The organism is Streptomyces sp. NPDC107546, from assembly GCF_055639175.1.
On sequence record NZ_JBVKBA010000059.1, the window covers coordinates 1 to 22,440 of the forward strand.

The 22,440-nt window shown below is 68.6% G+C and carries 16 protein-coding genes and 5 pseudogenes; 5 read left to right on the top strand and 16 right to left on the bottom strand.

From position 1 onward, the window contains the following. Positions 1-180: 180 nt before the first annotated feature. Positions 181-2,145 carry a SpoIIE family protein phosphatase gene (locus tag ACZ7L1_RS37680; protein ID WP_471444029.1) on the bottom strand — a complete coding sequence of 655 codons (1,965 nt, stop codon included), beginning with the start codon at positions 2,143-2,145 and terminating at the stop codon, positions 181-183. A 64-nt stretch (positions 2,146-2,209) separates the two neighbouring features. Here ACZ7L1_RS37680 and ACZ7L1_RS37685 point away from each other — a divergent pair. Beyond that, positions 2,210-2,341 (top strand): annotated as a pseudogene (locus ACZ7L1_RS37685) (transcriptional regulator); the annotation flags it as partial. A 139-nt stretch (positions 2,342-2,480) separates the two neighbouring features. Here the strand turns inward: ACZ7L1_RS37685 and ACZ7L1_RS37690 are convergent. The 3 genes and pseudogenes from ACZ7L1_RS37690 to ACZ7L1_RS37700 form a co-directional block, all read right to left on the bottom strand. Further along, positions 2,481-2,621 (bottom strand): annotated as a pseudogene (locus ACZ7L1_RS37690) (IS701 family transposase); the annotation flags it as partial. A 213-nt stretch (positions 2,622-2,834) separates the two neighbouring features. Further along, complete coding sequence (locus ACZ7L1_RS37695; RefSeq protein ID WP_471444031.1) at positions 2,835-3,896, bottom strand: MBL fold metallo-hydrolase; 1,062 nt, start codon at positions 3,894-3,896, stop codon at positions 2,835-2,837. A 17-nt stretch (positions 3,897-3,913) separates the two neighbouring features. Further along, positions 3,914-4,741, bottom strand: a complete 828-nt coding sequence (locus ACZ7L1_RS37700) for an alpha/beta fold hydrolase (protein WP_471444033.1) — start codon at positions 4,739-4,741, stop codon at positions 3,914-3,916. A gap of 1,234 nt (positions 4,742-5,975) precedes the next feature. On the opposite strand from ACZ7L1_RS37700, the gene ACZ7L1_RS37705 reads away from it, so the two are divergent. Further along, positions 5,976-7,385 carry a hypothetical protein gene (locus ACZ7L1_RS37705; RefSeq protein ID WP_471444035.1) on the top strand — a complete coding sequence of 470 codons (1,410 nt, stop codon included), beginning with the start codon at positions 5,976-5,978 and terminating at the stop codon, positions 7,383-7,385. Between the two features lie 165 nt (positions 7,386-7,550). Here ACZ7L1_RS37705 and ACZ7L1_RS37710 read toward each other — a convergent pair whose 3' ends face one another. The 5 genes and pseudogenes from ACZ7L1_RS37710 to ACZ7L1_RS37730 all read right to left on the bottom strand — a co-directional run bounded on the left by ACZ7L1_RS37710 (position 7,551) and on the right by ACZ7L1_RS37730 (position 13,871). Beyond that, on the bottom strand, positions 7,551-8,342 hold the full coding sequence (locus tag ACZ7L1_RS37710) for an IS5 family transposase (protein ID WP_471444053.1): 792 nt from the start codon (positions 8,340-8,342) through the stop codon (positions 7,551-7,553). 138 nt (positions 8,343-8,480) lie between these two features. Next, complete coding sequence (locus ACZ7L1_RS37715; RefSeq protein ID WP_471444036.1) at positions 8,481-10,283, bottom strand: family 43 glycosylhydrolase; 1,803 nt, start codon at positions 10,281-10,283, stop codon at positions 8,481-8,483. 392 nt (positions 10,284-10,675) lie between these two features. After that, a pseudogene (locus ACZ7L1_RS37720) lies at positions 10,676-11,026 on the bottom strand (CinA family protein); the annotation flags it as partial. Positions 11,027-11,781: 755 nt separating this feature from the next. Next, positions 11,782-13,266, bottom strand: coding sequence for an MFS transporter (locus ACZ7L1_RS37725; protein WP_471444038.1), 1,485 nt, complete (start codon positions 13,264-13,266; stop codon positions 11,782-11,784). Between the two features lie 125 nt (positions 13,267-13,391). Next, positions 13,392-13,871, bottom strand: a complete 480-nt coding sequence (locus tag ACZ7L1_RS37730) for a MerR family transcriptional regulator (RefSeq protein ID WP_234519481.1) — start codon at positions 13,869-13,871, stop codon at positions 13,392-13,394. Positions 13,872-13,926: 55 nt separating this feature from the next. Here ACZ7L1_RS37730 and ACZ7L1_RS37735 point away from each other — a divergent pair, with 55 nt between their 5' ends. Beyond that, positions 13,927-14,403 carry a hypothetical protein gene (locus tag ACZ7L1_RS37735; RefSeq protein ID WP_471444041.1) on the top strand — a complete coding sequence of 159 codons (477 nt, stop codon included), beginning with the start codon at positions 13,927-13,929 and terminating at the stop codon, positions 14,401-14,403. A 277-nt stretch (positions 14,404-14,680) separates the two neighbouring features. On the opposite strand, the gene ACZ7L1_RS37740 is transcribed toward ACZ7L1_RS37735, so the two are convergent. Both ACZ7L1_RS37740 and ACZ7L1_RS37745 read right to left on the bottom strand, forming a co-directional pair. After that, positions 14,681-15,037, bottom strand: a complete 357-nt coding sequence (locus ACZ7L1_RS37740) for an ANTAR domain-containing protein (protein ID WP_471444043.1) — start codon at positions 15,035-15,037, stop codon at positions 14,681-14,683. A 199-nt stretch (positions 15,038-15,236) separates the two neighbouring features. After that, a complete protein-coding gene (locus ACZ7L1_RS37745) occupies positions 15,237-15,560 on the bottom strand; it encodes a hypothetical protein (RefSeq protein WP_471444045.1) in 324 nt (107 codons plus the stop codon). Positions 15,561-15,678: 118 nt separating this feature from the next. Here ACZ7L1_RS37745 and ACZ7L1_RS37750 point away from each other — a divergent pair. Beyond that, positions 15,679-15,780: pseudogene (locus ACZ7L1_RS37750) on the top strand (NAD(P)-dependent oxidoreductase); the annotation flags it as partial. 174 nt (positions 15,781-15,954) lie between these two features. On the opposite strand, the gene ACZ7L1_RS37755 reads toward ACZ7L1_RS37750, so the two are convergent. Then, positions 15,955-16,584 carry a PepSY domain-containing protein gene (locus ACZ7L1_RS37755; RefSeq protein ID WP_471444046.1) on the bottom strand — a complete coding sequence of 210 codons (630 nt, stop codon included), beginning with the start codon at positions 16,582-16,584 and terminating at the stop codon, positions 15,955-15,957. Between the two features lie 126 nt (positions 16,585-16,710). Here ACZ7L1_RS37755 and ACZ7L1_RS37760 point away from each other — a divergent pair, with 126 nt between their 5' ends. Further along, positions 16,711-17,388 (top strand): response regulator transcription factor, encoded by a 678-nt coding sequence (locus ACZ7L1_RS37760; protein WP_471444048.1) that lies wholly within the window; start codon positions 16,711-16,713, stop codon positions 17,386-17,388. Between the two features lie 282 nt (positions 17,389-17,670). On the opposite strand, the gene ACZ7L1_RS37765 is transcribed toward ACZ7L1_RS37760, so the two are convergent. The 4 genes and pseudogenes from ACZ7L1_RS37765 to ACZ7L1_RS37780 form a co-directional block, all read right to left on the bottom strand. Continuing rightward, on the bottom strand, positions 17,671-18,645 hold the full coding sequence (locus ACZ7L1_RS37765) for a TniB family NTP-binding protein (protein WP_471444054.1): 975 nt from the start codon (positions 18,643-18,645) through the stop codon (positions 17,671-17,673). A 74-nt stretch (positions 18,646-18,719) separates the two neighbouring features. After that, positions 18,720-20,783 (bottom strand): Mu transposase C-terminal domain-containing protein, encoded by a 2,064-nt coding sequence (locus tag ACZ7L1_RS37770; protein WP_471444049.1) that lies wholly within the window; start codon positions 20,781-20,783, stop codon positions 18,720-18,722. Between the two features lie 252 nt (positions 20,784-21,035). Further along, the gene (locus ACZ7L1_RS37775) at positions 21,036-21,575 is read right to left on the bottom strand and encodes a TnsA-like heteromeric transposase endonuclease subunit (RefSeq protein ID WP_471444051.1); all 540 of its coding nucleotides are present in this window, start codon (positions 21,573-21,575) and stop codon (positions 21,036-21,038) included. 208 nt (positions 21,576-21,783) lie between these two features. Next, positions 21,784-22,440: pseudogene (locus ACZ7L1_RS37780) on the bottom strand (DNA-binding protein); the annotation flags it as partial.

Consider the following 22,440-nt stretch of genomic DNA (forward strand, 5'->3'; position numbering starts at 1 on the left):
GCGGCCGCTCCTGCCGGGGCTCATAGCCGTGGTGGTCCGGCGCGGTATCGACGTGATGTGGATGGCGCAACTGCCCATCCAGGTGGAAGCCGGGGACATCGAGAACACACCGCTCGGCGAATGAGCGAGAGGGGGGTCTTACAGTGGGTCCGTACAGAGGGTGTGAGGGCGCGGGCGCCATCATGTGCGTCGGATGATCAGCACGGCCACGTCGTCGAGGTGGTCTACCGCGACGGCGGCGTCGAGGATGCGGTCGGCGGTCTCCTCGACGTTCAGTCCGTCGTGGACGGCTTGGGCGGCTAGCGTTCCGGCTCGCACCAGTCCGGCGTCCAGTGTCAGGGCCGGGCCTTCGACCACGCCGTCGGTGACCATGATCAGCGCGGTGTCCTTGTCCAGTGTGAAGGTTCCTTCACGGTAGTCGGCGTCGGGTAGGACTCCCAGCACCGGGCCGCCCGGCAGTTCACGGATGCTGTGGCTGCCGTCGTCGCGTGCGTACAGCAACGGCACATGGCCGGCGCTGGCGCCGGTGACCCGTCCGTCACGCGGGTCGATACGCAGCATGGTGCAGCTGGCGAATCGTGCCGCGTCCATCGTGACGAGCAGCTCGTTGGTGCGCGTCAGCACAGTTGCGGGATCCGGTTCATGGACGGCGATCCCGCGCATGAACGAGCGCACCTGTCCCATGGCTGCGGCGGCGTCCACGTCGTGCCCTTGGATGTCGCCGATCTCCAGGGCGATGGCACCGTCAGGCATGACGAAGGCGTCGTACCAGTCTCCGCCGATATCCAGCCCGTCCCGGCTCGGTCGGTACCGGGCGGCGACCTCCAGGCCCGGCAGGTGCTCGGGCAGCGTGGGGAGCATGGTCTGCTGGAGTGCTGTGGCGAGCTCGACTCGTGCCTCTTGCAACCTGACGCGTTTCAGTGCCTGGCCTGCAAGGTCGGCAAGAGTACCCATGAGGGCCCGCTCATCCGGGGACGAGTGGTGTTCGCTGTCGTAGGTCACCAACCAGGCCCCGAGCGGCTGATCGCCGGTCGGGCTGAGGGAGGTGATCGAGATGGCATAGCCGGAGTCGAGCTGGTCGAAGTACGGCACCATGGCCCCGTGCGGCCAGCGGCGGATGTAGTCCTCCTGATCGCGTATGAACTGCGGCTTGCCGGTTCGGATCGCAAAGGGCAGCGGGCTCGGGGCATCCAGCGACAGGCCGTGCAGGGCGGTCACCGGTATCGGGATCCCGGCATCGGAGGAGACGCGCAGGCGGCCTTTCGAGGCGAACGCCAGCGCGGCGCCGGTACCACCGAAGGTCGCGGCGAGCCGGGTCAGGACGACCTGCTGTACTTCTTGCTCCGTGGCTGCGGTGATCAAGGCGGAGGAGAAGGCCGCGATCTCGGCGGCTCGCTGTCGCTCAGCACTCAGCGCGACCAAAGCTCTGCGTCGGCGCGCTTCCCCCTTGGTGTCGTCACGGATCACTCCGAAGACCAGCTCAGGGCCGCCAGACCCCAGCTGGGCCCGGCGGGCTCGGCAGGCCAGGAGGTGCCAGCCTTCGCGCTCGGTGAGGAACCGCAACGTGATCCAGGGAGACTGGGCGGCGGACGAACGCATAAGCCGCCGCAGAGCCCCGCGGTCGTCAGGATGGACTCGCCGAACCACCCCAGACAACGACATGGAGGCCTCCGGGAACAGCGCCGCCAAGGCGGGTGCTCCACCCAGCCACTCAAACTGGTGCTCCTGGGGTGAATACACGCACAGACCGAGGTTGGCGGCCTCGGCCGCCAACCGGAACGGGACCACCAGACCGCCCAGGTCGTTTCCCGCGTCCAACTCGTGCACCCACACCAGCGGTTCTCCACCTGCGGGATCTTTCACGGGTTGCGCCTCGACAAGGCAGACCACGGGGGGTGCGCCCGCCCCGGGGAACTCCAGCACCCGCATCACGATCGTCTTCGTCGTGGCGGCGTGGGCCACGAGACTCTCGACCGCAGTCCGCTGGCTTGCGGGCATCAGATCAACCAAGCCACGACCCACGCACTGCTCCGCTGGCCTGCCCAGTGCCCTGGCCATCGCCGAATTGAGGCTGCGGATAGCACCGTCCAGGGTCAAGAGAGCCGAAGGGGCGGCCCTTCGAAGGAGTTCGTCCGAGGCGTCCATCTGTGGCTCCCTGACACATAACAAAACAGGCTCTTCAATCTTCGGCGATCTCACCCGGCTGCGCGTGCCGCGGGCACGGTGGTCATACCGATGGTTCACCGATCCCCGCGCCCGGGCCGGGTATCCGGTTCAGGATCACGCGACGGAGTCCCGGGCGCTCGTCGCCGACTTGCGGGCCGCAGCCGTCCGCCGAGACGACGCGCAGGCGAAGGACCTGGTCAGACGGCTGCAACGGGCGATCCCCGAAATTCGAGGCCCTGTGACATCTGCATGTGGTGGGGGTGATGCGCAGCAGACGCAGGCGGATCCAGCACCCCGACGTGGGCCTTATGGAACTCGACTGCCAGATGCTCGTCGACGAGGAGCGCACGCAGATCCTCGCACAGGTGCTGCATCCCGTCCGGGCTGGTCTCCCCGGCGTGATCGGCGATGCTCCAGCAGCTCTTGCGCGGCAGCTCCGCCAACATGCCCCGCATGAACCGGGTGAAGAACAATCCCCTGATACTCCGCCAGATGATTTTCCGGTCACCTCAGGGCATGCGAACCCACTACGAAGAGCTGGCCGACGGGGACGCAAGCGTTCATGGAACGTCGCAGGCCACACTACGTTGAGAGAGCTGAGCAAGATAATCATGCAGGAGACGCAGGCTGAGATCCCCTCGACAAATCGCGCGAATGACTGACGTATCTCACACGCCGAGATAGACGAGCTTGGTGAAGAGGTCCGGGCCGATGATCCCCTGCCCCCACTTGGCGTCGAAGGGCTGGGTGGGCTTGGCCGCAATGGTCTGTTCAACCGTAAGGCCCCTGCGCTTGAGGTCGGCGACGCGGTTGCGAATGCCGACGAGCATATTGCGGTACTCCACCAGATCGGCGCGCCTTCCGACCGGCCCATGCCCGGGAACGACGATCGTGCCGTCGCCCACCATCGCGATGTTCTGGTTTGCAGCCCGGATCATCCCGTCGATGCTGCCGCCGGTCTCGTGGTCGATGAACGGGTAGAGATCGTTCCAAAAGGTGTCGCCGGTGAACAGCACGTCCGCCCTGGTGAAATCGGCGGAGAGGTCGCCGTCGGTATGGGCGGGGCTGTAGGGACGCAGCCGCACCGGCTGTCCACCGACGGTGAACGTCTTCTCGGAGGCGACGGTCACGGTCGGTCGGGCGGCGGCAGGGACTGGGGTGAAGGTGTGCGCCCATTCCGCCACCCGGATGGTATTGCTCAGGTTGCGCAGGGTATTGGGGGTGGCGATAATCTCTGCCCCATGCTCGTGGACCCAGCTGTTTCCGCCCGTGTGGTCGAAATGCCAATGGGTGTTCACTAGGTACCTGATGCGGGTAGCCCCGAGCTTTTGCAGGGCGCTTTCCATCTTGTGGCGAGAAACGGCGATGCCGGCGTCCACCATGAAGGCGCCGTCCTTGCTCGGCAGCAAGCCGATGTTTCCGCCTGACCCCTGGAGCAGGTACACACCGCCCCGAAGAGGCGTCACGGTGATGGGGTCCCGGGCGGCGGCGGCGTTGAGCACATCGTAAGGGTTTTTCTGCTCTTTCTGCGGGCTGGGTGGCGGAGTACTACCCGGTGCAAGCGTGGGTGGCGCGCCTGCGGCGTTGATCACTCGGTAGGGGGTTTCCTGCACGCTGGGTGGCGGTGGCGGAGTACTACCCGATGCAAGCGTGGGTGGCGCGCCCAGGGAGCACGCCGCCAGAACCGCGGCGATCGCCGCCTTCCTTGGGGTGTTCATCTCCCGTTTCATGATGGAAGTTCCTCTCCCTAGCCCCGCGCGAAAGCAAGGAGGTCCTCGTTGAATCTGTCCTTGTAGGGATCCACCATCGCCAGGCCGTGTGGGGCGCCTTCGTACACCTTGAAGGTATTATCTTTGACGATCTTGGACGACTTGTCGCCAGCAGCGATGATGGGCACGATCTGGTCGTCGTCGCCGTGCACGATGAGCGTGGGGATGTCGAACGCACGGAGGTCCTCGGTGAGGTCGGTCTCGGAGAAGGCCCGCACGCAGTCGTAGGAGCCTTTGATGCCCACCTGCATGCACCACATCCAGAAGGAGTCGCGCGTTCCCTGAGTGACCTGATTTCCCGGTCGGTTTGCGCCGTAGAAGGGGGCGCTGAGGTCCTCATAGTATTGCGACCTGTCACCGGTTATACCGGCCCTGATCTCATCGAAGACCTCGATGGGCAGCCCATCGGGATTGGCCTTTGTCTTGAGCATTAGGGGCGGAATGGCGCTCTGGAGCAGGGCCTTGGCGACGCGGGAAGTGCCGTGGCGACCGATGTAGCGGGCGACCTCGCCGCCGCCCGTCGAGTGACCGACCAGGATGACGTCGCGCAGGTCGAGGGACTCGATCAGCTCCGAGAGGTCGTCGGCGTAGGTGTCGAGATCGTTGCCTGCCCACGGCTGGCTCGACCGCCCGTGGCCGCGCCGGTCGTGCACGACGGAGCGGAAGCCGTTGTCCGCCATCAGCTTGGCCTGTGGGTCCCAGGCGTCACCGTTGAGGGGCCAGCCGTGGCTGAAGACGACGGGCTGCCCGCTTCCCCAGTCCTTGTAGAAGATCTCCGTCTTGTCCCGGGTCGTGAGGAAAGGCATAAGTGGGCCCCCTTTAGCTGGTGTCCGGGTGACAAGCGCGCCGTACAGGATCACCTTCGGGGCACGCCCCACGTTTCTTTGTCGCGGACTATCCAACGCGGTAACAGCGCGATTGGGTTCGGGGTGCAATGATCTCCCCGACGATTGTCCGCCTTCTCCCCGCGCCGTCCGCATAAACGCGGGGCGACCGATACCATCGCATCGGCCTCCTTTTCACGCTACCCGACCAGGCGGACCTTGTCCTTCCGGCGACTCTGCGGCCCAGCCGAGGAGCTGACTCCGAGGCGGGCCAAGACTTTCGGGCTCTCGAACGTTCCGCTCTCGGTGGGCACTGGACTTCGTCGGGCCAGATTGCCGTCGCAATGTCGTGGCCGACCCGCCCCGATGATCTCCATCTCGGCTGCCTCCCGCATCAGGTGCCGCACACACCGCAGTTCTGCTGTGTTGGGAGTTGAGGAACATCCATGTCAGATCGTGCGCTAAGCCCTCGTCGGCCCTGGTGGGCGGCTGGCGGGGTGTCGGCGGCTGGACCGGTCGGCGCCCTCTGGCCGGCGAACATCCACCCCCAGGTGGTGAGTGAGATCCGATAGATGCGGGCGGAGGACTTCGCGATGCCGGCTGCGGTGAGGTAGCGCTCGACCGAGGTGGTGTAGGAGCCCGGGGAGGGCGAGCACGATGCGGGCGCGCGGTAGCCGCAATGTGCCCTCGAGTCCTGTGACGGCTGTCTGTTCGAGTTCCACGGTCGTACCCCTCCCGGCCCTGCCGCAGTAAATGCGTACACCTCATCGCCGGACGTGATCTTGGGTCGTGATCGAACATGCGAGGCCATCGCCGGGGCGTGATCGGAGGGTAGCGGCTCTGTCGCAGTAAATCCGGAGTTTGCTGCGGCAGACCGCAACACACGGGGTTGCTCATTGCCTCGCTACCTCGAAGTGATCGGCTCCGGTTATCTAATGCGGTTTGTCATGATTCTTCGTCAGGTGTCCCGTGTCGCTTGTGCCTTGTGGCGTGGGGGGGGGTGCGGGGCGCTTTGCTGTGAGGAGAGGTGAACTCGCGGATGAGCGCTCGTGCGCGTAGACAGGGCGATCTGTCGTGGTCTCGGGTCGGCTGTTGGTGGCCCGTGGCCGTGTTTCGGGCCCTGGGCGCTGGAATGCTCCCGGTTCGTGCCGTCGGTGCGTCCGGTCCGGTCGGCTCGGGTGGACGGCGTGGGGAGCGCGGTGTGGGGGTGGTGTCGGTGGGGAGCGTTTTGCTGTCCGGTATGGCGCTGCTGGCGGCCACGGCTCCACCCGTAGCCGCCGCACCGACGGGAGCCAAGCCGGCCACCGCCCCGGTACGGGCACGAGGAACTGACCCATCGTTCACCTTCGGCTTCACCGGGGCCCCGCAGAGCCTCACCGTCCCCGCGAACGCGGTGGTCACGATCACCGCGGATGGCGCCGGGGGCGCCGACTACACCGGCAAACCTTGTCTTTTCCTGACGTCGGGCGGGACGGGGGCGCGGGTGGTGACCACTCTGCCGCCATCCGCCTCCCCGACGACCTACACCCTCAACGTCGGGGGCACCGGCGCCGCCGGCTGCAACCAAAGCGGCGCCGGCGGCTTCAACGGCGGCGCCCCAGGAGGCAGTGCGAGCGGCCCCAATGGCGCTCGCCAGGGCGGTTCCGGCGGAGGCGGGGCGTCCAGCGTCAGCACCGGCACCAGCCTCCTCGTCGTCGCTGGCGGTGGCGGCGGTGCCGGCGGATCCAACGCCGGCGCCGGAATTACAGGGGGAAGCGGGGGCAACGGTGGCACACCGGACGCCACCGCCGGCACCACCGGAGCATCCCTTTTTGGCGGTTCGCCGGGAGGTGGCGGGCAAGGCGGCAGCACCACCACCATGACCGGCGGCACCGGCGGTGCGCCCGGCAGTCCCCATGCCCCTTGCACGGCCACCGCCGGTGGCCCGGGGAGCGGTTTCACCGGCGCCACGGCCGGCACCGGGGGCACCGGCGGCAACAGCACCGCGTGCATTACTGCTGGGGCCGGGGGAGGCGGCGGCGGAGGATACTTCGCCGGCGGCGGTGGCGGCGGAGCCACCGACCTCCTAAACGGCGCTAGCTTCGCCAATGGTGGTGGCGGTGGTGGGGGCAGCAGCTTCGCCACCCCGTCGGGCACCGGAACCAGCTTCAGCGCCTCGACGATCGGGACGGCGAACCACAACGGCCAGGTGACCATCTCCTACACGGTCCCGTCCTTGACCATCACCAAGACCCACACCAGGCACTTCACCCAGGGACGGGACGGCACCTACACCATCACCGTGGGCAACGCCCCCGGGGCCGCCCCGACCAACGGCACCCAGGTCACCATGCAGGACACCCTCCCTGTCGGGCTCAACGCCGACAGCATCCGCGGCACGGGATGGAACTGCACCCTGAACACCCTCACCTGCACCCGTAGCGACGTCCTCGCCGCCGGAAGCAGCTACCCCCCCATCACCCTGAAGGTCGACGTCTCCTGCACCGCCCCCCGCCAGGTCACCAACACCGCGACGGTCACCGGGGGCGGCGACACCGCCACCCACACCGCCACCGACCCCACCAAGATCAAGAACCACGAGCACCACGAGCACGACGAGTGCTACGAGCACCACGACCACTCATAACCCAACCGACCCGTGTCAACGGCGGAGCCCGGGCTGCCTGTTGATCCGACAGGAACTCGACCGACACCAGGTCCTCCGAAGATCGACAACATCGACCCGCGAAGGCTGCGCCGTACGATCAGCCCAGGTCAAAGCGCCAATCGAGGCCGCGAGGGCTTAAAGGTCCTAACAAAGGCGTTGGACGTGGCGGTAGGTGATCAGGCAGGTCGCGAGGTCGAGAAAGGCCTCGTGGATGTCGTCGCGTCGTTCCCATCGAATGCGTAGGCGGCGGAAGCCGTGGAGCCAGGCGATGGTCCGCTCGACGACCCAGCGGTGGACACCAAGACCTGACCCGTGGGGTACCCCGCGGCGGGCGATCACCGGTTTGATGCCCTGCTTCCACAGCAGACGTCGGTACTTGTCGTGGTCGTAGCCCCGGTCGGCCAGCAGGACCTCCGGGCGGCGACGTGGCCGGCCGACGACTCCGGCCACCGACGGGATCTTGGCCAGCAGAGGCAGGAGTTGGGTGACATCGTTGCGGTTGCCGCCGGTCAGTGACACCGCGAGTGGGATGCCCTGAGCGTCGACGAGGACATGGTGCTTGCTGCCCGGCCGGGCACGGTCGACCGGGCTCGGACCACTCTTGGGCCCCCGTCGGGCTGCCCGGATGTGGCTGGAGTCGATCACCGCCCGCGAACAGTCGAGCTGCCGCGCAGACCTCAGCTTCCGCAGCAGGACTAGGTGGAGCCGGTCCCACACTCCTGCCTCGTTCCAGGCTGCCAGCCGTCGCCAGCAGGTCATGCCCGAGCCGAAGCCCAGCTCCTGGGGCAGGTACTCCCACTGGATGCCGGTGTGCAGCACGAACAGGATCCCGCACAGCGCCTGCCGGTCCGGCACACGAGGCCGCCCCTGCTTCAGCTTTGGGCCCGGCCCAGGCAGCAACGGCTCGATCAACTCCCACAGTTCGTCCGGCACGATCCACGGACGAGGCTCTCTCTTCCCCACGGACAGAGCAACGAGCAGACCAACCGATAGCCACATGACAGGACGACTTTTATCGGGACCTTTTAAGGCCGCTGCTGGCCGGTCACCCTGAGCAGGGCCTGTCGTCCGATATCAGGGCACCACTACGTCGAGGCGAACGCCGGCCAGTTCCTCTCGCAGGTCGCGGGCCGGGCTGAGATTGAAGACGGGAAGTCCGTTCCTGCCGATGTGGACTCGGTGCATCCCGGTCGAGACCACGTCGTGGCCCACGGGCGCGGCGACCGCGTGGTAGCAGATCCAGGTGGTGCCGTCGTAGTCGGTGAAGAAGGAGTTGTGCCCGGCGCCATAGCGCCCCTCCACCGACCGGTAGTTCACCACCGGCGTGCCCGCCTTGGACCAGGCGGAGGCATCCAGGTAGTCACCGCCCCGGGGAATACTCAGCATTCCGATCGAGTACGTGTAGCCTCTCGAATCTCCGCCGGAGTAGGTGATGTACACGGTCTCGTCGGTCAGGAACGGGTACGGGCCTTCGTTGTTGATCGTCCCGTGCACGTTCTCCCAGCCGTACAGCGGGCGGGTCAGCACCACCGGTTCGCTGATGAGACGGGTGGGGTCGGCGGCGGTCGTCTCCGCGATGCAGACCATGCTGCCGGAGTCCATCGGCGAGGCCAGACCCGTCCGGAACGACCAGAGCAGGAAGCACCTCCCGTCGGCCGTGAAGTAGGTCATGTCCAGCGTGATGCCGCCACTGCTGGCCAGGTAGGAGCCGTCGGCCTTCCGGACCCGTACGGGGGGCTCCCAACTGTCGGCCCGCATGATGTCGTGGCCCTTCTTGAGCCGCATCATGTGGCACTGCGGCCCCCACTCGGCGCCGCTGACAGCGAACAGGACATAGAGGTCGTCGCCGATCCGGTGGAACTCAGGCGCCCAGAAGGACTGCACGAAGCCCTTGGCCTCGTCCACACCGAGGATCACCTGCTCGCGGAACCCCTCGTCGAACAAGCCGTTGACCGTCTCGGACTCCCGGACGTAGAGGCCGATGTCGTCCAGGTTGTCGTTGGTCGCGATGAAGTAGTACTTCCCTTCCCAGGGCAGAATCATCGGGTCCGCGTACCCGCGCGCCAACGGGAACGGGTGCACGGGAGTCTGCACCGTGCCGGAGACCTGGTACGTTCCCGGCACCGAGAAGTCCACGGCACTGGCGTCCCAGGCGACGGACTTGCCGGCCGTGGAGCCGTCGGAGTAGACGGCTGTCGCCTTCACCGCGGCCAGCTCCGGCAGGCAGGAGGCGACGACAGTCTTCGGGACGCGGGTCTGTGTGTGCACCAGGGGCGTCCACCGGTCCCGAACGGCTCGCGCGATCGACGGTTCCACCGCGAGCACGTTCCCCGGGTTGATGCCCGTCAGGTCGCAGGGGCCCGCAACCGGAAGGGACCGGGAGGCCGGCCGAGGACCCTTTGATCCTCCTCCCGCGAGGTCGACAACGTGGTTCACGTACATGTCCCCGTCGCCGTCCCGCCACAGGAACTCGTACGCGCCGACCGCCTCGTCGTACTGACACGCGACGGCATCGACATGCAGCCAGTTGTGCAACCGAAGGAGCCCTCGGGACCGGAACTGGGTCAGATCGGTCGACGTCCACACCAGGACACAGCCACGGCTCTCCTCGTCCGGTGCCCCCATAGGCGCGACACGGACGGCGACCAGCCCGAAGCCGCCTTCCCCCGTGCGGAACAGGAAAGGGTTCTTGACGCCCTTCTCCAGGATCGTGTCGTGCTCGCTCACCGTGGCTTCGGCGAACACGATCCCGTAGTTGTGGTTGAGCGGCTCGAACGGTGCCCCGTCCTCGCTCAACGCGAGGTGGATGCTGTTGCTCAGCGAGTCCGTGTACTCGCCGAGCGGCGTCCGGGTGTAGGCGAGAACTCTGTCTTCCATGACACACCTGTTCCACTCAGTGTGGGGCGTTGACGAAGGGTCTCTGGATCCGGCGACGGTCTAGAACATGGTGTCGTCGATGGCGCGGTCGTCCTACCGCTCTTGGTGACCGTTGCGGCTGATCGCGTGGAGGGTGGTGCAGCGCGTGCCGGCTGGCAGCGACAAGCCGCTGGCCGAGGTCATTCACCGCCCAGCCACGTGGGCACTGCCGGTGCTCGGGGCGGTGCCTGAGGCCGCGGGCGGCGCAGGGCCCGCTCCGGCCGGAGCGCCGACGCGCCGATCACCCGACGGCCGCCAGCAGCGTGCAGACCCTCCCCGCGAGCCCGCGCCTCACCCTCGACGCCACAGGCCCTCCCCAGCGCCGTGCCGCGCGGACCGTTTCCGCGTGGACCTCAGGGCACTGACGCTAACCGTTCGCGCCCCCATTTGGAATCAGAGTTGACAAATTCTCTGCCATCACGGAGGAGCCGGCCCGATCGCAGATCGCATCCTGGAGGACCCGCAGGGGCTTCCCCTGCCCGGGCGGTCCTTCCTGGGCGGGCGGGGCCGGCGACCCCGGTGGTGGCGAGGGCGTAGGTGGCGCCGGTGACGGCTCGCCTGCCGTGCGCCATCTGGGCGGCGACGTCCGGGTCCACGGCGCCGCGCTCGGCCAGGAGGCCGGGGTCGACGTGGAGGAGGGTCGCCTTGAGGGCGGTGTTGTAGGCGGTGATGCCGCCGAGGAATGCCTGTCCGGCGCCGGGCGCGTCCGCGAGGGACGGTGGCCGGGCGCCCGGCGGTCAGGGATTGCGCCAGCGCGACGGTGTGCCCGGCCGCCGTGAGGGCGGCAGCGATCTGGCTGGCCAGGACGCCGGCCCGGCCGCGGCCCGTGTCGGGCGCCGCCCGGTTGTTGCTGCGGGAGGACGAGGGTGCGGGGGCGGCCGGGGCGTGGTCGTTCGGCATGAGGACTCGCGTGCGGGTCGGGTCTCGACGGCGACGCGCACGGTGTCCAACCGGGAGTCGGCGCTGTCGGGGACGAGCATGCCGGCGTCCAGACCGGTACGCAGGTAGTCGAGGACGTCCTGGTTGAGGCGATCAACTCCCACAGTTCGTCCGGCACGGTCCACGGACGAGACTCTCTCTTCCCCACGGACAGAGCAACGAGCAGACCAACCGACAGTCACACGACAGCGCGACTTCTGTTAGGACCTTTTAGCGCACGATCTGACATGGATGTTCCTCAACCCCCGTGTTTGCTCCGGCAGTCCGTCGAGGCAGATGTCCTGGTCACGTGGTCCTGTGTTTCCCACACGCTCTCCGGACACTGAGCGTGGACACACAGCGCCGTGTCCCGTTGGGCATTAGCCCCTCCCGTTCTGGGGAGGGCGTGTGGGGCAGGCTGACAGCGCCCCACCGGGGTTGCCCGGCCGCCCCTTGCTTTGCGGTCGCTTGACTATGGCAGGCGACGGTCCTGGTGGCCTGAGTGCTGGGTGGGTCGGGGCGGCCGAAGTGGGACGGTCGGTCAGGAACGGGTGGATGCGGGTTGGGTGCTGGGTCCGGGGACGGATGGTTCAGCCGGCGTGTCCGCGCGGCGAGGCGTGCGGATCACGAGAGCCGCGAGCAGCCCGGCGATTGCGGTGATGCCGGCCGCGACGGCCATGGCCACGTTGTAGCCGGAGGTCAGGGCCTGTGGCAGGGCGTCGTGGGTGAGCGAGGCGGTCACGGTGCCGGCGGTGCCGGAGATGACGGCCAAGCCGAGTGCGCCGCCCGCCTGCTGTGAGGTGGCGATCAAGCCAGAGGTGACACCGGCGAAGCGCTGAGGGGTGCCGGCGGTGGCGGCGGCGTACATGGGGGCGAAGCTCATGCCGTAGCCCAGCGGCATCACCAGCAGTCCTGGCAGCACGTGGACGGCGTAACTGCCTTGGACGGGAAGGAAGCTGACCCACAGCATGCCGATGATGACGAGGACGGGCCCCATGATCAGGAAGCGGCGGAAGCCGAAGCGGCGGACCAGGCCCGCCATCCGGGTGGAGACCGTGCCCAGGATGACAGGGAAGGGCAGGAATGCCAGCCCTGTGCGGATGGCGCTGTAGTGCTCGATGTCCTGCATGTACAGGGTGAGCAGGAAGAACATGCCCAGGTTGCCGGCGAAGACCGTTGCCATCATGCCGTTGGCGCCCGAGACGTTGCGGATCGTGAAGATCCCGAGGTCCACCAGTGGATCGGCGGCACAGCGCTCGTTGAAAACGAAGGCGGCGAGCAGGACCACACAGGCCGCGAAGCAGATGAGGGTGAGCGGGTTGGCCCAGCCCCACTCGGGCGCCTGGCTGAAGGCGAAGACGCCCGCCATTAGCCCGGCGGTGGCCAGCGCCGCGCCGGGAGCATCCGGAAGGCCCCTGCGGTCCCGGCTTCCGGGTCGGTGGTCGGGGACGAGGCGGGGTACGAGCGCGAGGACGATCACCCCGACAGGGACGTTGATGAAGAAGTTCCAGCGCCAGCCGGCGTACTGGGTGAGTACGCCGCCCAGGAGGAGGCCGACGGCTGCTCCGCCGGTGGCGACCATGGACCAGAAGCCCAGTGCACGGGAGCGCTCGTGCCCTTCAGGGAACTGGGTCAGGACCGTGGACAAGGCAGCGGGGGACATCACGGCGGCAGCCAGGCCCTGCACTCCGCGCAGCACAATGAGCAGCGGCACAGAGGAGTTCACTCCGATCAGGAGCGAAACCACGGTGAAGGCCGCCATCCCCATGAGCAGCGTGCGGCGCCGGCCGAGCAGGTCGGCCAGTCGCCCGCCCAGCAGCAGGAAGCCGCCGAATGCCAGGACGTAGGCGGTGACGACCCACTGGATGGTGCTGTCACCGAAGTCCAGATCGCGCTTGATGACCGGCAGGGCGACATTGATGATCGCGGTGTCCAGCACCACCATGAACTGCGCGGTCGCCACCAGGGCGAACGCCTTCCAGGGGCCGGTCGGGCGCCCGACCCGGGCCGCCTTTGTTGTGAGCATGACAGTATCCTTGAACGGCTTCCGGCAGCGGGGCCGAAGCAGGTGGTCGGGAATCAGGCAGGGCGGTCGAGGGCCTGCCGATGGAGGTGTTCGCAGCGGCCGGACCGGGTCCCGGACGCCAAAGGTCAGCTCAACTGCTCACCGAGAAGTTGGCCCTGGGCCTCCAGGCGTTCGGCCTCGGCGTCGTCACCGGCCTGGACGGCACGCCAGTAGCCGACCCGGTTGTCGATGTAGTGCTTGCGGGCGGCCAGGCGCCGTATCTCCTCCTCCAGCGCCTCGCCGTGGGCAGCGAGCATCCCGATCTTCATGGCGACGGTCTCGGGCGCGTGCCCGCGCGCCGCCATCAGCGCACGCATCTCCTCGATCGCCAGCCCCGCGGCCCGCAGGTGCGCCAGCGATTCGATGCGGGCCAGGTCGGCACGGGTGTAGGCGCGATGGCCGCTGGAGGCGTCCCGGGCGATGGGGTCGATCAAGCCGATCTTCTCGTAGTACCGCAGCGTCCAGCCGCTCAGCCCGGTGATCCGGGAGACCTCCTGAACGCTCAGGACCCTGTCCGTCGCGGACTCCTCGGTGTGCCGCCCTCGGAGTGCTCGTGCCTCGTTCATGATTCGAGTATCGATAACTTGGAGCGCTCCAAGTCAAGCGCGGAGCACCACGGGGTTGGCAGAGCAGGGATCACATCTGTCGACGGACCACCGCAAGGCCGCGGTACAGGCAGCGAACTGGACCTCCGTGGATATGGGACTGTCCGACGCTGTTATCCAGGACGGGCAGGGGCTCGATCCGCAGCACGACACCCTCTTGAGCTTCAAGCATCGCTGCGACAGATTCGGAACCCCGCACGATTGGACGACGTACCTCAACGAGACCGCCCAGTGCCATCCGAGCTGGGAGTCAGCGCTGCCCTACCTTGACATCACATCGGGCAAGCCGGTGGCGCGTAGCGCTCCGACGGCGTTGATTGATCAGGCCGGGTTCTGCGCCATCCATCTGTTCGAGGCGCTGTTCTGCCTCTCCGAGATCATCGACAGTGCGTACCTGAGCGCAGAGCTGGAAGAGATCGGGCCTCTTGTCGAGGCAATAGGGAGCCGCCAGCGTCAGGAGCGCGGGCTCCCGCCGGACGGGCAGCAGCTCTGAGCTCGGGTCTGAGTAGTTCCGGTACAGGAAGTAGCGCTGAGATTGATCATGATCGCTACCGCAGCGAACGGTGCTGGCGTGGAGCTTCCGAGAAGGATCATTGAGCGGGTGCGGGGGCTGGCTACGGTCCGGCTGTGCCGGTGGAATTTCGCCTCCTCCGGCCCCGCCCGGGGCCTGCGGCCCCTGCGTGACTCGGACGCGCCTGACGCCGACGACGAGGACACCGATGGCTGACAGGGCGGTGGGCCGGCGCAGCGGCGGTGCCGCGGAAGATCGCTCAGGCGTGCTGCCACCGCTGGACGGCAGTCGCCAGCTCCTGGCCGACCGGATCCGGCAACGGACGCAGGCCCAGGGCCCAGTCGATGATCGCTTCAGCGACGCCGTGCAGCTTGAGATTGAGACGTTGGGACACGTCCACCAGCACATGCCAGCCATCGGCTGGCGGCACTCGCCACACCGCGACGAGCACACCGATCGCCTGATCGATCACCGCGTGGGAATCAACCGCCTGCCTGAGCTGAGCGTTCTCTTCGCTCAACCGCACGATCTCCTCCCCAGCCGCCTCCTCGGCGGCCGTACGGTGTCCCACAGAAGTCATGTCGTCCTCGCAGCAGATAAACAGGTCCTGACCCACGCTTGCCCGAACCCGCCACCGACATGACGAACCACCGCCCACAGCACGGGCTGGAGATCGTGATGGCCGTCGGGCAGAGCTTCGCCATCCACCGCGAACCGGTGGGCAAGCGGATCACCACGGCAATCGTGCTGGCCGACGACCCAATGGGGACGCAGCCGGCCGTCAGCTGTGACCGGGTGAGACCTGAAGCAGGCGGTCACGCACCGGCCGCCGGCCCCTCCGCCAGCACCACGATGCCGTTCCCGTCCGGCGTCTCCACCACCGTGTGCCCGCACTGGACCAGCAGGCCCGCCACCGCGGCCTGCACCACCACGCGCATCCCATCGCTGGACGCCCCCCGCTGATCTGCTGCCAGCGCGGTGAACCCGTGCGACGTCGTCCAGCTCACCAGCACGCCCGCGGGCGCCTCGCTCACTCTCAGCCCCGGCGTGGTGTCGTCCGCCGCATCGACGACATGGAAGCCCGCCAGCTTCAGGGCATGGCGAACCCGTCCAACGAGCTGGGGACGAACAGACGGCACCGGCCTCGCCTGCCCCGAAGGAATCGGATCATGCCATCGGCTGCGGACCCAATCGAAGCAGCTCCCGGCCATGATCAATCTCAGCGCTACTTCCTGTACCGCAACTACTCACACCCGGAAGGGCAACCCGACGATCAGCCGCGCGGACGTCGCCGATTTCATGTACAAGGCGGCCCACAGCCCCGAGTGGATCCACCTCGACGCCGTCATCACAGACTGACGAGTCCCGATTCCCGGCACCTACCTGAGCGGCGGCGACCTGCCGATCAACCGCGTCGGCTGCGGAGCCATGCGGGCTGGGTCGGCCCATGCCGTTGCGCGCTCGCGGCGCCGAGGCGGTGCACCCTCGAGCCGAAGGTGGGCCGCGCCGTGCCCTCGGCTCGAGGCTGGGCCGTCAGCTCGCCGTGTCCGAGGTGGTCGGCGCGACGATGTTGCTGGTCACCGTGCCGGTGGCACCGTCGATGGTGACCAGGTGCCGGACGCCGTCGGTGCCCAGCACCTCGACCTCCCACGCGCTTCCGCCACCGTGCTCTGCGATCACGCGCAGCGCCTCCGTCTTGCCATCGGAAACCGCCTTGCCGGCCGCCTCGATCGCCGCCGCGGCCGAAACCGTCGGCAGCGGCGCGGGCGCGAGAGTCCCTGCTGTGCTCTGACCGCTCTGGGTGCCCTGGCTGTTCTGGCTGTTGCCACCGAGCCTGGAATCGTCGTTCCGGCCGCCGCGACCGCCTCGTGCCTGCCCGTATGCGCCCTGCCGGCCGTCGCCGCCCGACCACCTGTGCTCTGCCGCGAACTGGCCGTGGTCGCCCTTTTCACCGTGGTGGTGGTGGACGACCGCAGCGACGCCGGTCGCGGCCGCGACCGCCAGGAGAACCGCGACGCCGAGGACGGTCCCACGACGCCGGCTCACCTGGGGGAGGCGCGCCCGGAAGGTCTTGGCCGACTTGGCTGACTTCGGCAGCGCGACCGGTGAGTCCGGCGTCGACTCGGGCTGCGGCTGCGGCTGCGGCGGTTCGGGTTGGGACATACTCGGGCTCCTGATCGCCTCGACCGGCCCGGTGCCGGCGGCTGCGATCAGCTTGGAATGCCGTTGCTGAAGCCAGGCTGAAGGCGTCTTCAGCCACCGCCCGTCCGGCGTGCGAGGCTGTATGCCGTGCGCGTACTGGTGGTCGAGGACGAGAAGCGGCTGGCCGCTGCTCTGCAGCGAGGTCTCAGGGCCGAGGGGTTCACCGTCGATGTCGCCCACGACGGGAACCAGGGACTGTGGCTCGCCCTGGAGCACAGCTACGACGTGGTCGTGCTCGACATCATGCTGCCCGGCCTCAACGGCTACCGGGTCTGCGCCAGGCTGCGCTCGGCCGGAAGCGACACACCGATCCTGATGCTCACTGCCAAGGACGGGGAGTACGACGAGGCCGAGGCGCTGGACACCGGTGCCGACGACTTCCTGTCCAAGCCGTTCTCCTACGTCGTCCTGGTCGCCCGACTCCGTGCGCTCCACCGTCGTACCGGCCACCGGGTCCCTCCGGCATTCCGGCTCGGTGACCTGGTGATCGATCCGGCCGGTCACACATGCGTCCGTGGTGGCACCGAAGTTCGGCTCACCGCACGGGAGTTCGCCATTCTGGAGTACCTGGCCGACCGGGCCGGCGAGGTGGTGTCCAAGCGCGAGATCCTCGAACACGTCTGGGACTCAGCCTTCGAGGCGGACCCCAATCTCGTCGAGGTCCACGTCAGCGCCGTACGCCGCAAAATCGACACCGCCTTCGGGCGCTGCGCTCTGGAGACCGTCCGCGGCGCCGGCTACCGGCTGGCGGCCGACGGTGGCTAGAGGAATCGTCCCCCGCGCAGGCGAGATACCGGCAGCGATCCGGCGCCTGCGCTTCGCCGCCGTGAGGCTCGTACGACACCCGTGGCCGGGATCGGTGCGGGCCCGGGCGACACTTGTTGAGTGGCCCGGTGAGCGGTTCGAGCAGGGTGGTCAGGGTGTGTGAGCTGGGGTTGTGTCTTCTGTAGTGCGAGGGTCTGGGCTGGTTGTAGGTATCGGTAGTGCGAAAAGGCCCGGTGTGTGTTTGTGCTGGTCAGGGCTGGTCTGCCTGTTTGGCGGGTGGGGTTAGCGGCCTCGGTTGCGGGTGGGGCGGTGGTGGGTTTCGGCGAGGTGGTCGAGGCGGATGGCGTCGAGTGTGGTTTTGGTGATGCGTTCGGTGCCGTCGTGGATGGCGGTGATGGCGGCTTGGCGGATGAGTCTGGTGAGGGATCCGATGCGGCCGGCGGTGCGTTGGTGGAGGTAGGGGGCGTGGCGGGGGAGGGTGCCGGGTTTGTGGTGGGTGAGGTCGAGGGCGTTTTCGATGTCGGTGATGACGTCGGTGAAGGGGCGGCGGGTGCCGTGGCGGGCGGGGAGGGGGTCGCAGTCGACGAGGGTGGCGCGTCCGGCGAGTTGGGCGCCGCGGGTCCCGCTGAAGAGGGGGGTGTCGGTGACGTTGATGCCGGCGTAGACGAACGTGGCGGGCAGGCGTTCGGTGAGGTCTTTCAATAGGTCGGCGGTTTGGGCGCCGGTGGTGGTGCGGGGGTTGAGGCGGTGGATTTCGTCGATGAGGACGAGTTGGACACCGGCTTGGGTGTAGGTGTGGCAGACGGCGTCGGTGATCTGGGTCTGGGTCATGCGGGTGGTGGTGGGGATGCCGAGGTAGCGGGCGAATTCGGTGATGAGGGTTTTCGCGGTGGCGCCGGGCGGGACGAGGACGTACGCGACGGGTGCCGCGGTGTGGGCTGATCCGGGCGGGGGCGGGTTTTTGCGGGTGTGGGCGAGGTGGCAGGCGCGGCCGACGTGGAGGAGGGCGGTGGTTTTCCCTGCCGCGGCGGGTCCGGTGACGATCAGTGAGGGCCGTGCGGTGGCCTGTTGGTGGCGGCCGAGGATCATCAGGGTGCGGACCTGGGTGGCGAGCTGACTGATGGCGGGGGTGCGGATGGTGACGAAGCTGGAGTGGTAGGCCAGGCGCTCTTCCGTACTGCGGGGCGGGTCGTCGGGCTGGGGTGGGGCGGGCGGGTCGGTGGTGGTGAAGCGGTGCCAGCCCTGCCAGGTGGTCAGCGGCCAGGAGGGCTCGGCGTTATCGCCGTGTTCGTCGTCGGTGGCTGTGCTGCTTGCGCTCTGCGGGCGCGGGCTCACCATTTGTCGGCTTCCTCGTATGCGTCGTAGAGCCCGAATCCGGTGGCCACCGCGGCGGGCGTGTCGTCGTCGGGCAGGTCGTCGAGGTCGTCGATGCTGTCGTCCTCGTCCTCGTCCTCGTCTTCGGCCTCGCGCTGCGCCGGCCTGTCGGCGCTTGGGCCCCTGTCGTCTTCCGGATGGCGGGCTGGGGGGAGCGGGACGGTGACGGTACGGGCCAGGAGGCCCTGTTCGGTTTTGGTGGCGTGACCGCTGTGGACGCGGCGCATGAGCTGGTCGAGGGCGTCGGCGAGGTCGGCTTCGTACTGCTCTGTATCGCCGTGGTTGCTGTACAGGGCGAGGGTTCTGATGTGTTGCCAGGTGTGGTCGTTGAACGGCTGGTGGACGTGGTCGCGGTGGATCCAGCCGATCTCGGTCAGCTCACCGTCGGGCAGCCGGATCCAGATCTGGCGGACGTCGTGGGGGTTGTAGTGGATTTCCCATTTCCCGCCTTGGCCGGCGTGGGGGGAGGGCTGGCCGCGGTAGGGGGCGAGGAGGTCCGCGTCGTAGGTGCGGTGGTGGATGCGGATGCCTGAGGCGGTGATGGCCTGCCAGCGCACGGGCAGCAGTTCGAGGTAGTCGTGGCCGGTCAGCGGGACGGGCACGTGTCCGGCGACGGCGATGAGCGCGGCCCACATCTGGTTGGGGGTGAGGGCTTTGCGGGGCATCATCGGGTGGCGCAGGCCTTCATGGGGGCGGTGGTGGTAGTGCACCAGCCATTCGTCGAGGAGGTCCTGCAGGTGGGGGACGCTGTAGCAGGCGTCTTTCCCGGTGTCGGGGCCGCGGCGGGTGACGTCGGATCCGGTGTAGCCGGGCAGGTGCTGGCAGAACAGGTGGTTGATGGTGCCGAAGGCGCGCTCGACGATGCCTTTGGCGGTGGGAGCGAAGGGCGGGGCGGGCTGGACGCTGATGCCGAGGGTTTCGCAGGCGGCGGTGAAGGCCCGGGAGACGAAGACCTTGCCCCGGTCGACGACGATCGTCTCGGGCAGGACGACCGGCCGTGCCGCAGCCCCGGCCAGGCGCTCATCCAGGCTGGTCAGCCGCTGGTGGGGGAGTGCGGGGGCGCGGTCCATGCGCAGGATGTTCGGCCAGGTGGGGCGGGCGGGGTGCGGGACGGCCATCTCCGCCAGCAGCAGGGCCGCGTCGACGGCCTTGGTCGCACTCGGGCACAGGACAGCGGCGAGGATGGCGCGGGTGGCGACGTCGATGGCGATGGTCAGTTCGGGGCGGGCGAGGGTGCCGTCGTCGAAGAGGGCCAGGACGTCCAGGCGGGTGGTGTCGACCTGGACCTGCTCACCGGGCCGCAGCGCCGTGGTGGGGGTGAAGGCCCGCCCGTCGAAGCTGGCGGGGGTCTGGCGGACGGGTCCGGTGGGTAGTTCGCCGGGGCGGGCGAGGGTGGTGACGAGCCGGTACAGCGTGGCCTGGGACGGCGCGGGCACCGTACCGGGCCCGTGCCGGTCCTCCAGAATCTGGTTGATGAGCGGGAACAGGCCGTTGATGGTGCCCTTGGAGCGGCCGCGCCGGCGGCGCAGCGCCTCGCGGACGGCGGCGACGACCCGTTCGTCGGCACGCCCGGTCGTGCTGGGTGCGCGCGTGCTGCGGTGGTCGAGGAGCCCCCACAAACCTTGTTTGCGGTAGGCGAGCCGCATGCGCTGCACCGTGGTGCGCGAGACGCGGCCGAAGCCGAGCGCGGTCAGCTCCTTGGCCTTGGCCTGCTCCCGCTCGGCCAGCGTGTGCCGTGCGGGGTCGTACTGCGGCCGTACGGTTCCTTCGCTGCCGGGCCCGCCGGCAAGGCCGCATTCAACCTCTCTCACATGCCGCTGCCAGGCCAGTGCCTTCTCGCGCGCCGCGGCGGGGGCGGTCTCGAACAGTCCCCATTGCGGGGCCGCCTGGGGCACGTCGGCCCCGATGACGGTGAAGTCGGGGTCGGCGAACAGGTGCCCGGCGAGCACGGCCTGGCCGCCGCCGTCCGGGCCGAGGAGGTGGATGTCCTGCCCGGACAGGGCGACCACCTGCCACTTCACGCCGCGGAACCGGACGTGAGCTCCGACCTTCACGGCCGGCCGGGCAGTGCGCCGCGCGCTCACCCGGCACTTCCTGACTTGCCGGGGCCGCTCCAGTCCCGCGGGCCGACGAGGATGCGTTCGTGCAGTGGTGTTTCCAGGTCTGCCGTCAGCTGTCTGTGCCACAGGGCGTGGAAGACGGCGGGCAGGACCTCGATCGGGTCACCAGCCGCTTCGGCGCCTTCCAGCAGCGGCCGCGGCCGCGCGAACGCTTCAAGGACGGCCGCCGTCAGCCCGGGGGCGGCCGGCGTTGCGGGGGTGGCGGTAGCCGGCCAGCCATTTCAGGTTGGCGGCCAGGACGTCGTCGAGCGGTGGGAGACGGCGGTAGGTCCAGCCGATCTGCGCGCACGCCTCCGCCACCGCATCGGCGGCCTTCATCGCCCGTTCGCCGTCGGCGTCGGGATGGCTGGGGCAGTCGGCGAGCAGGGCGGTGCCGTCGGTGTAGCGGGCGAAGATCTGCGGCACCCAGGAACGCACCTGCCCGCGAGGGGTGCGCCACAGCAGCCGCACCGGCCGCCCCGCCAGGGCGGTCACGCGCGGATCGCGGTCGAGGACGATCAGCTGGGTGCGCATCGCGTTCGAGCCCGCAGAAACGTGCCGTCCCATCGTGGCCGACCACCACAGGCCCGGTCCCCACCGCCGCCCCGGGATCACCGGGAACGCGGACACCGGCGCCAGGTCCTCGAACACCACCGCGAGGGCGGCGTCCGCCCACCGCTGCTGAACCACCTGCCCGACGGGGTCGAGAAACACCGCCTCGAACCCGGTATGGCGACCGGCCGACACCCGCCCTGCCCGGCTTCCTGGCCCGGCCATATCTGCGTTGATCACCTGCTTCAGCCAAGCCGTATCCGCCTGCAGCCACCTGGTTTTAGGGATTCCTGCCACGAACGGGTACCGCGTGCGCTAACGGTTGACGCGCCCACTCTGACGACTGCTCCGCGCTTCCCGAAGCGGGTCTTCAGTCGCCGTCTTCCTGGCCGGCCGTCAGCATGTTCATCAAGGCGTCGGGAGACATCTCCGCCCACTGCGCCACCTCTTCCAGAGGCATCCCGGCGTTCACCGCGACCAGGGCGGTCCGCTTCCACGCGTTCTCGATCAGGCCGGCGCTGTGGCGGAGGCCGCGCAGAAGCTGCCGGGCGACGTCGGCGGTCGGCCCGGTCTGCACTCCGCGCAGCTGCAGCAGCTGTTCCTCGGCGCTCTCGATCGCCCGGGTGATCAGCGTGCGCTGTTCGGCGGCCACCGCCGCCCGCCACATCCTGCCCGAGCCGGGCGCCTTCTTCTCCTTGCCCAACACCCGCAGTTGCCCGGCTATGGTCGCGCTCTGGTGTTCCTGACGCAGCCACCAGGGATCGTTGTCGTATCCGGGGAGCCCGCCCGCGCCGCGACGCAGGCGGATGACGCTGCCCATCCAGGAGGTCAGCGGGCCGCCGTAGTCGGTCGCGGCCAGCGGCCCCAGCCACTCCCGACCGACCCGCTCACCGAGCCGGCGGCAGAACATCCCGTCTGCGGGCAGCGCCCGCGGCCGCCCCGCACCGCTGTCCAACCACGCCAGCTCGGCCATGGCCGGGTCCAACAGCGCGTCGGCGACGGCCACCACTTCGGGGAAGACGACCGC

Excerpts from the sequence above, each read along its gene's own strand:
- ACZ7L1_RS37695 (WP_471444031.1), bottom strand. The coding sequence starts at position 3,896 with ATGAAACGGGAGATGAACACCCCAAGGAAGGCGGCGATCGCCGCGGTT.
- ACZ7L1_RS37725 (WP_471444038.1), bottom strand. The coding sequence starts at position 13,266 with ATGCTCACAACAAAGGCGGCCCGGGTCGGGCGCCCGACCGGCCCCTGG.
- ACZ7L1_RS37715 (WP_471444036.1), bottom strand. The coding sequence starts at position 10,283 with ATGGAAGACAGAGTTCTCGCCTACACCCGGACGCCGCTCGGCGAGTAC.
- ACZ7L1_RS37680 (WP_471444029.1), bottom strand. The coding sequence starts at position 2,145 with ATGGACGCCTCGGACGAACTCCTTCGAAGGGCCGCCCCTTCGGCTCTC.
- ACZ7L1_RS37700 (WP_471444033.1), bottom strand. The coding sequence starts at position 4,741 with ATGCCTTTCCTCACGACCCGGGACAAGACGGAGATCTTCTACAAGGAC.
- ACZ7L1_RS37730 (WP_234519481.1), bottom strand. The coding sequence starts at position 13,871 with ATGAACGAGGCACGAGCACTCCGAGGGCGGCACACCGAGGAGTCCGCG.
- ACZ7L1_RS37755 (WP_471444046.1), bottom strand. The coding sequence starts at position 16,584 with ATGTCCCAACCCGAACCGCCGCAGCCGCAGCCGCAGCCCGAGTCGACG.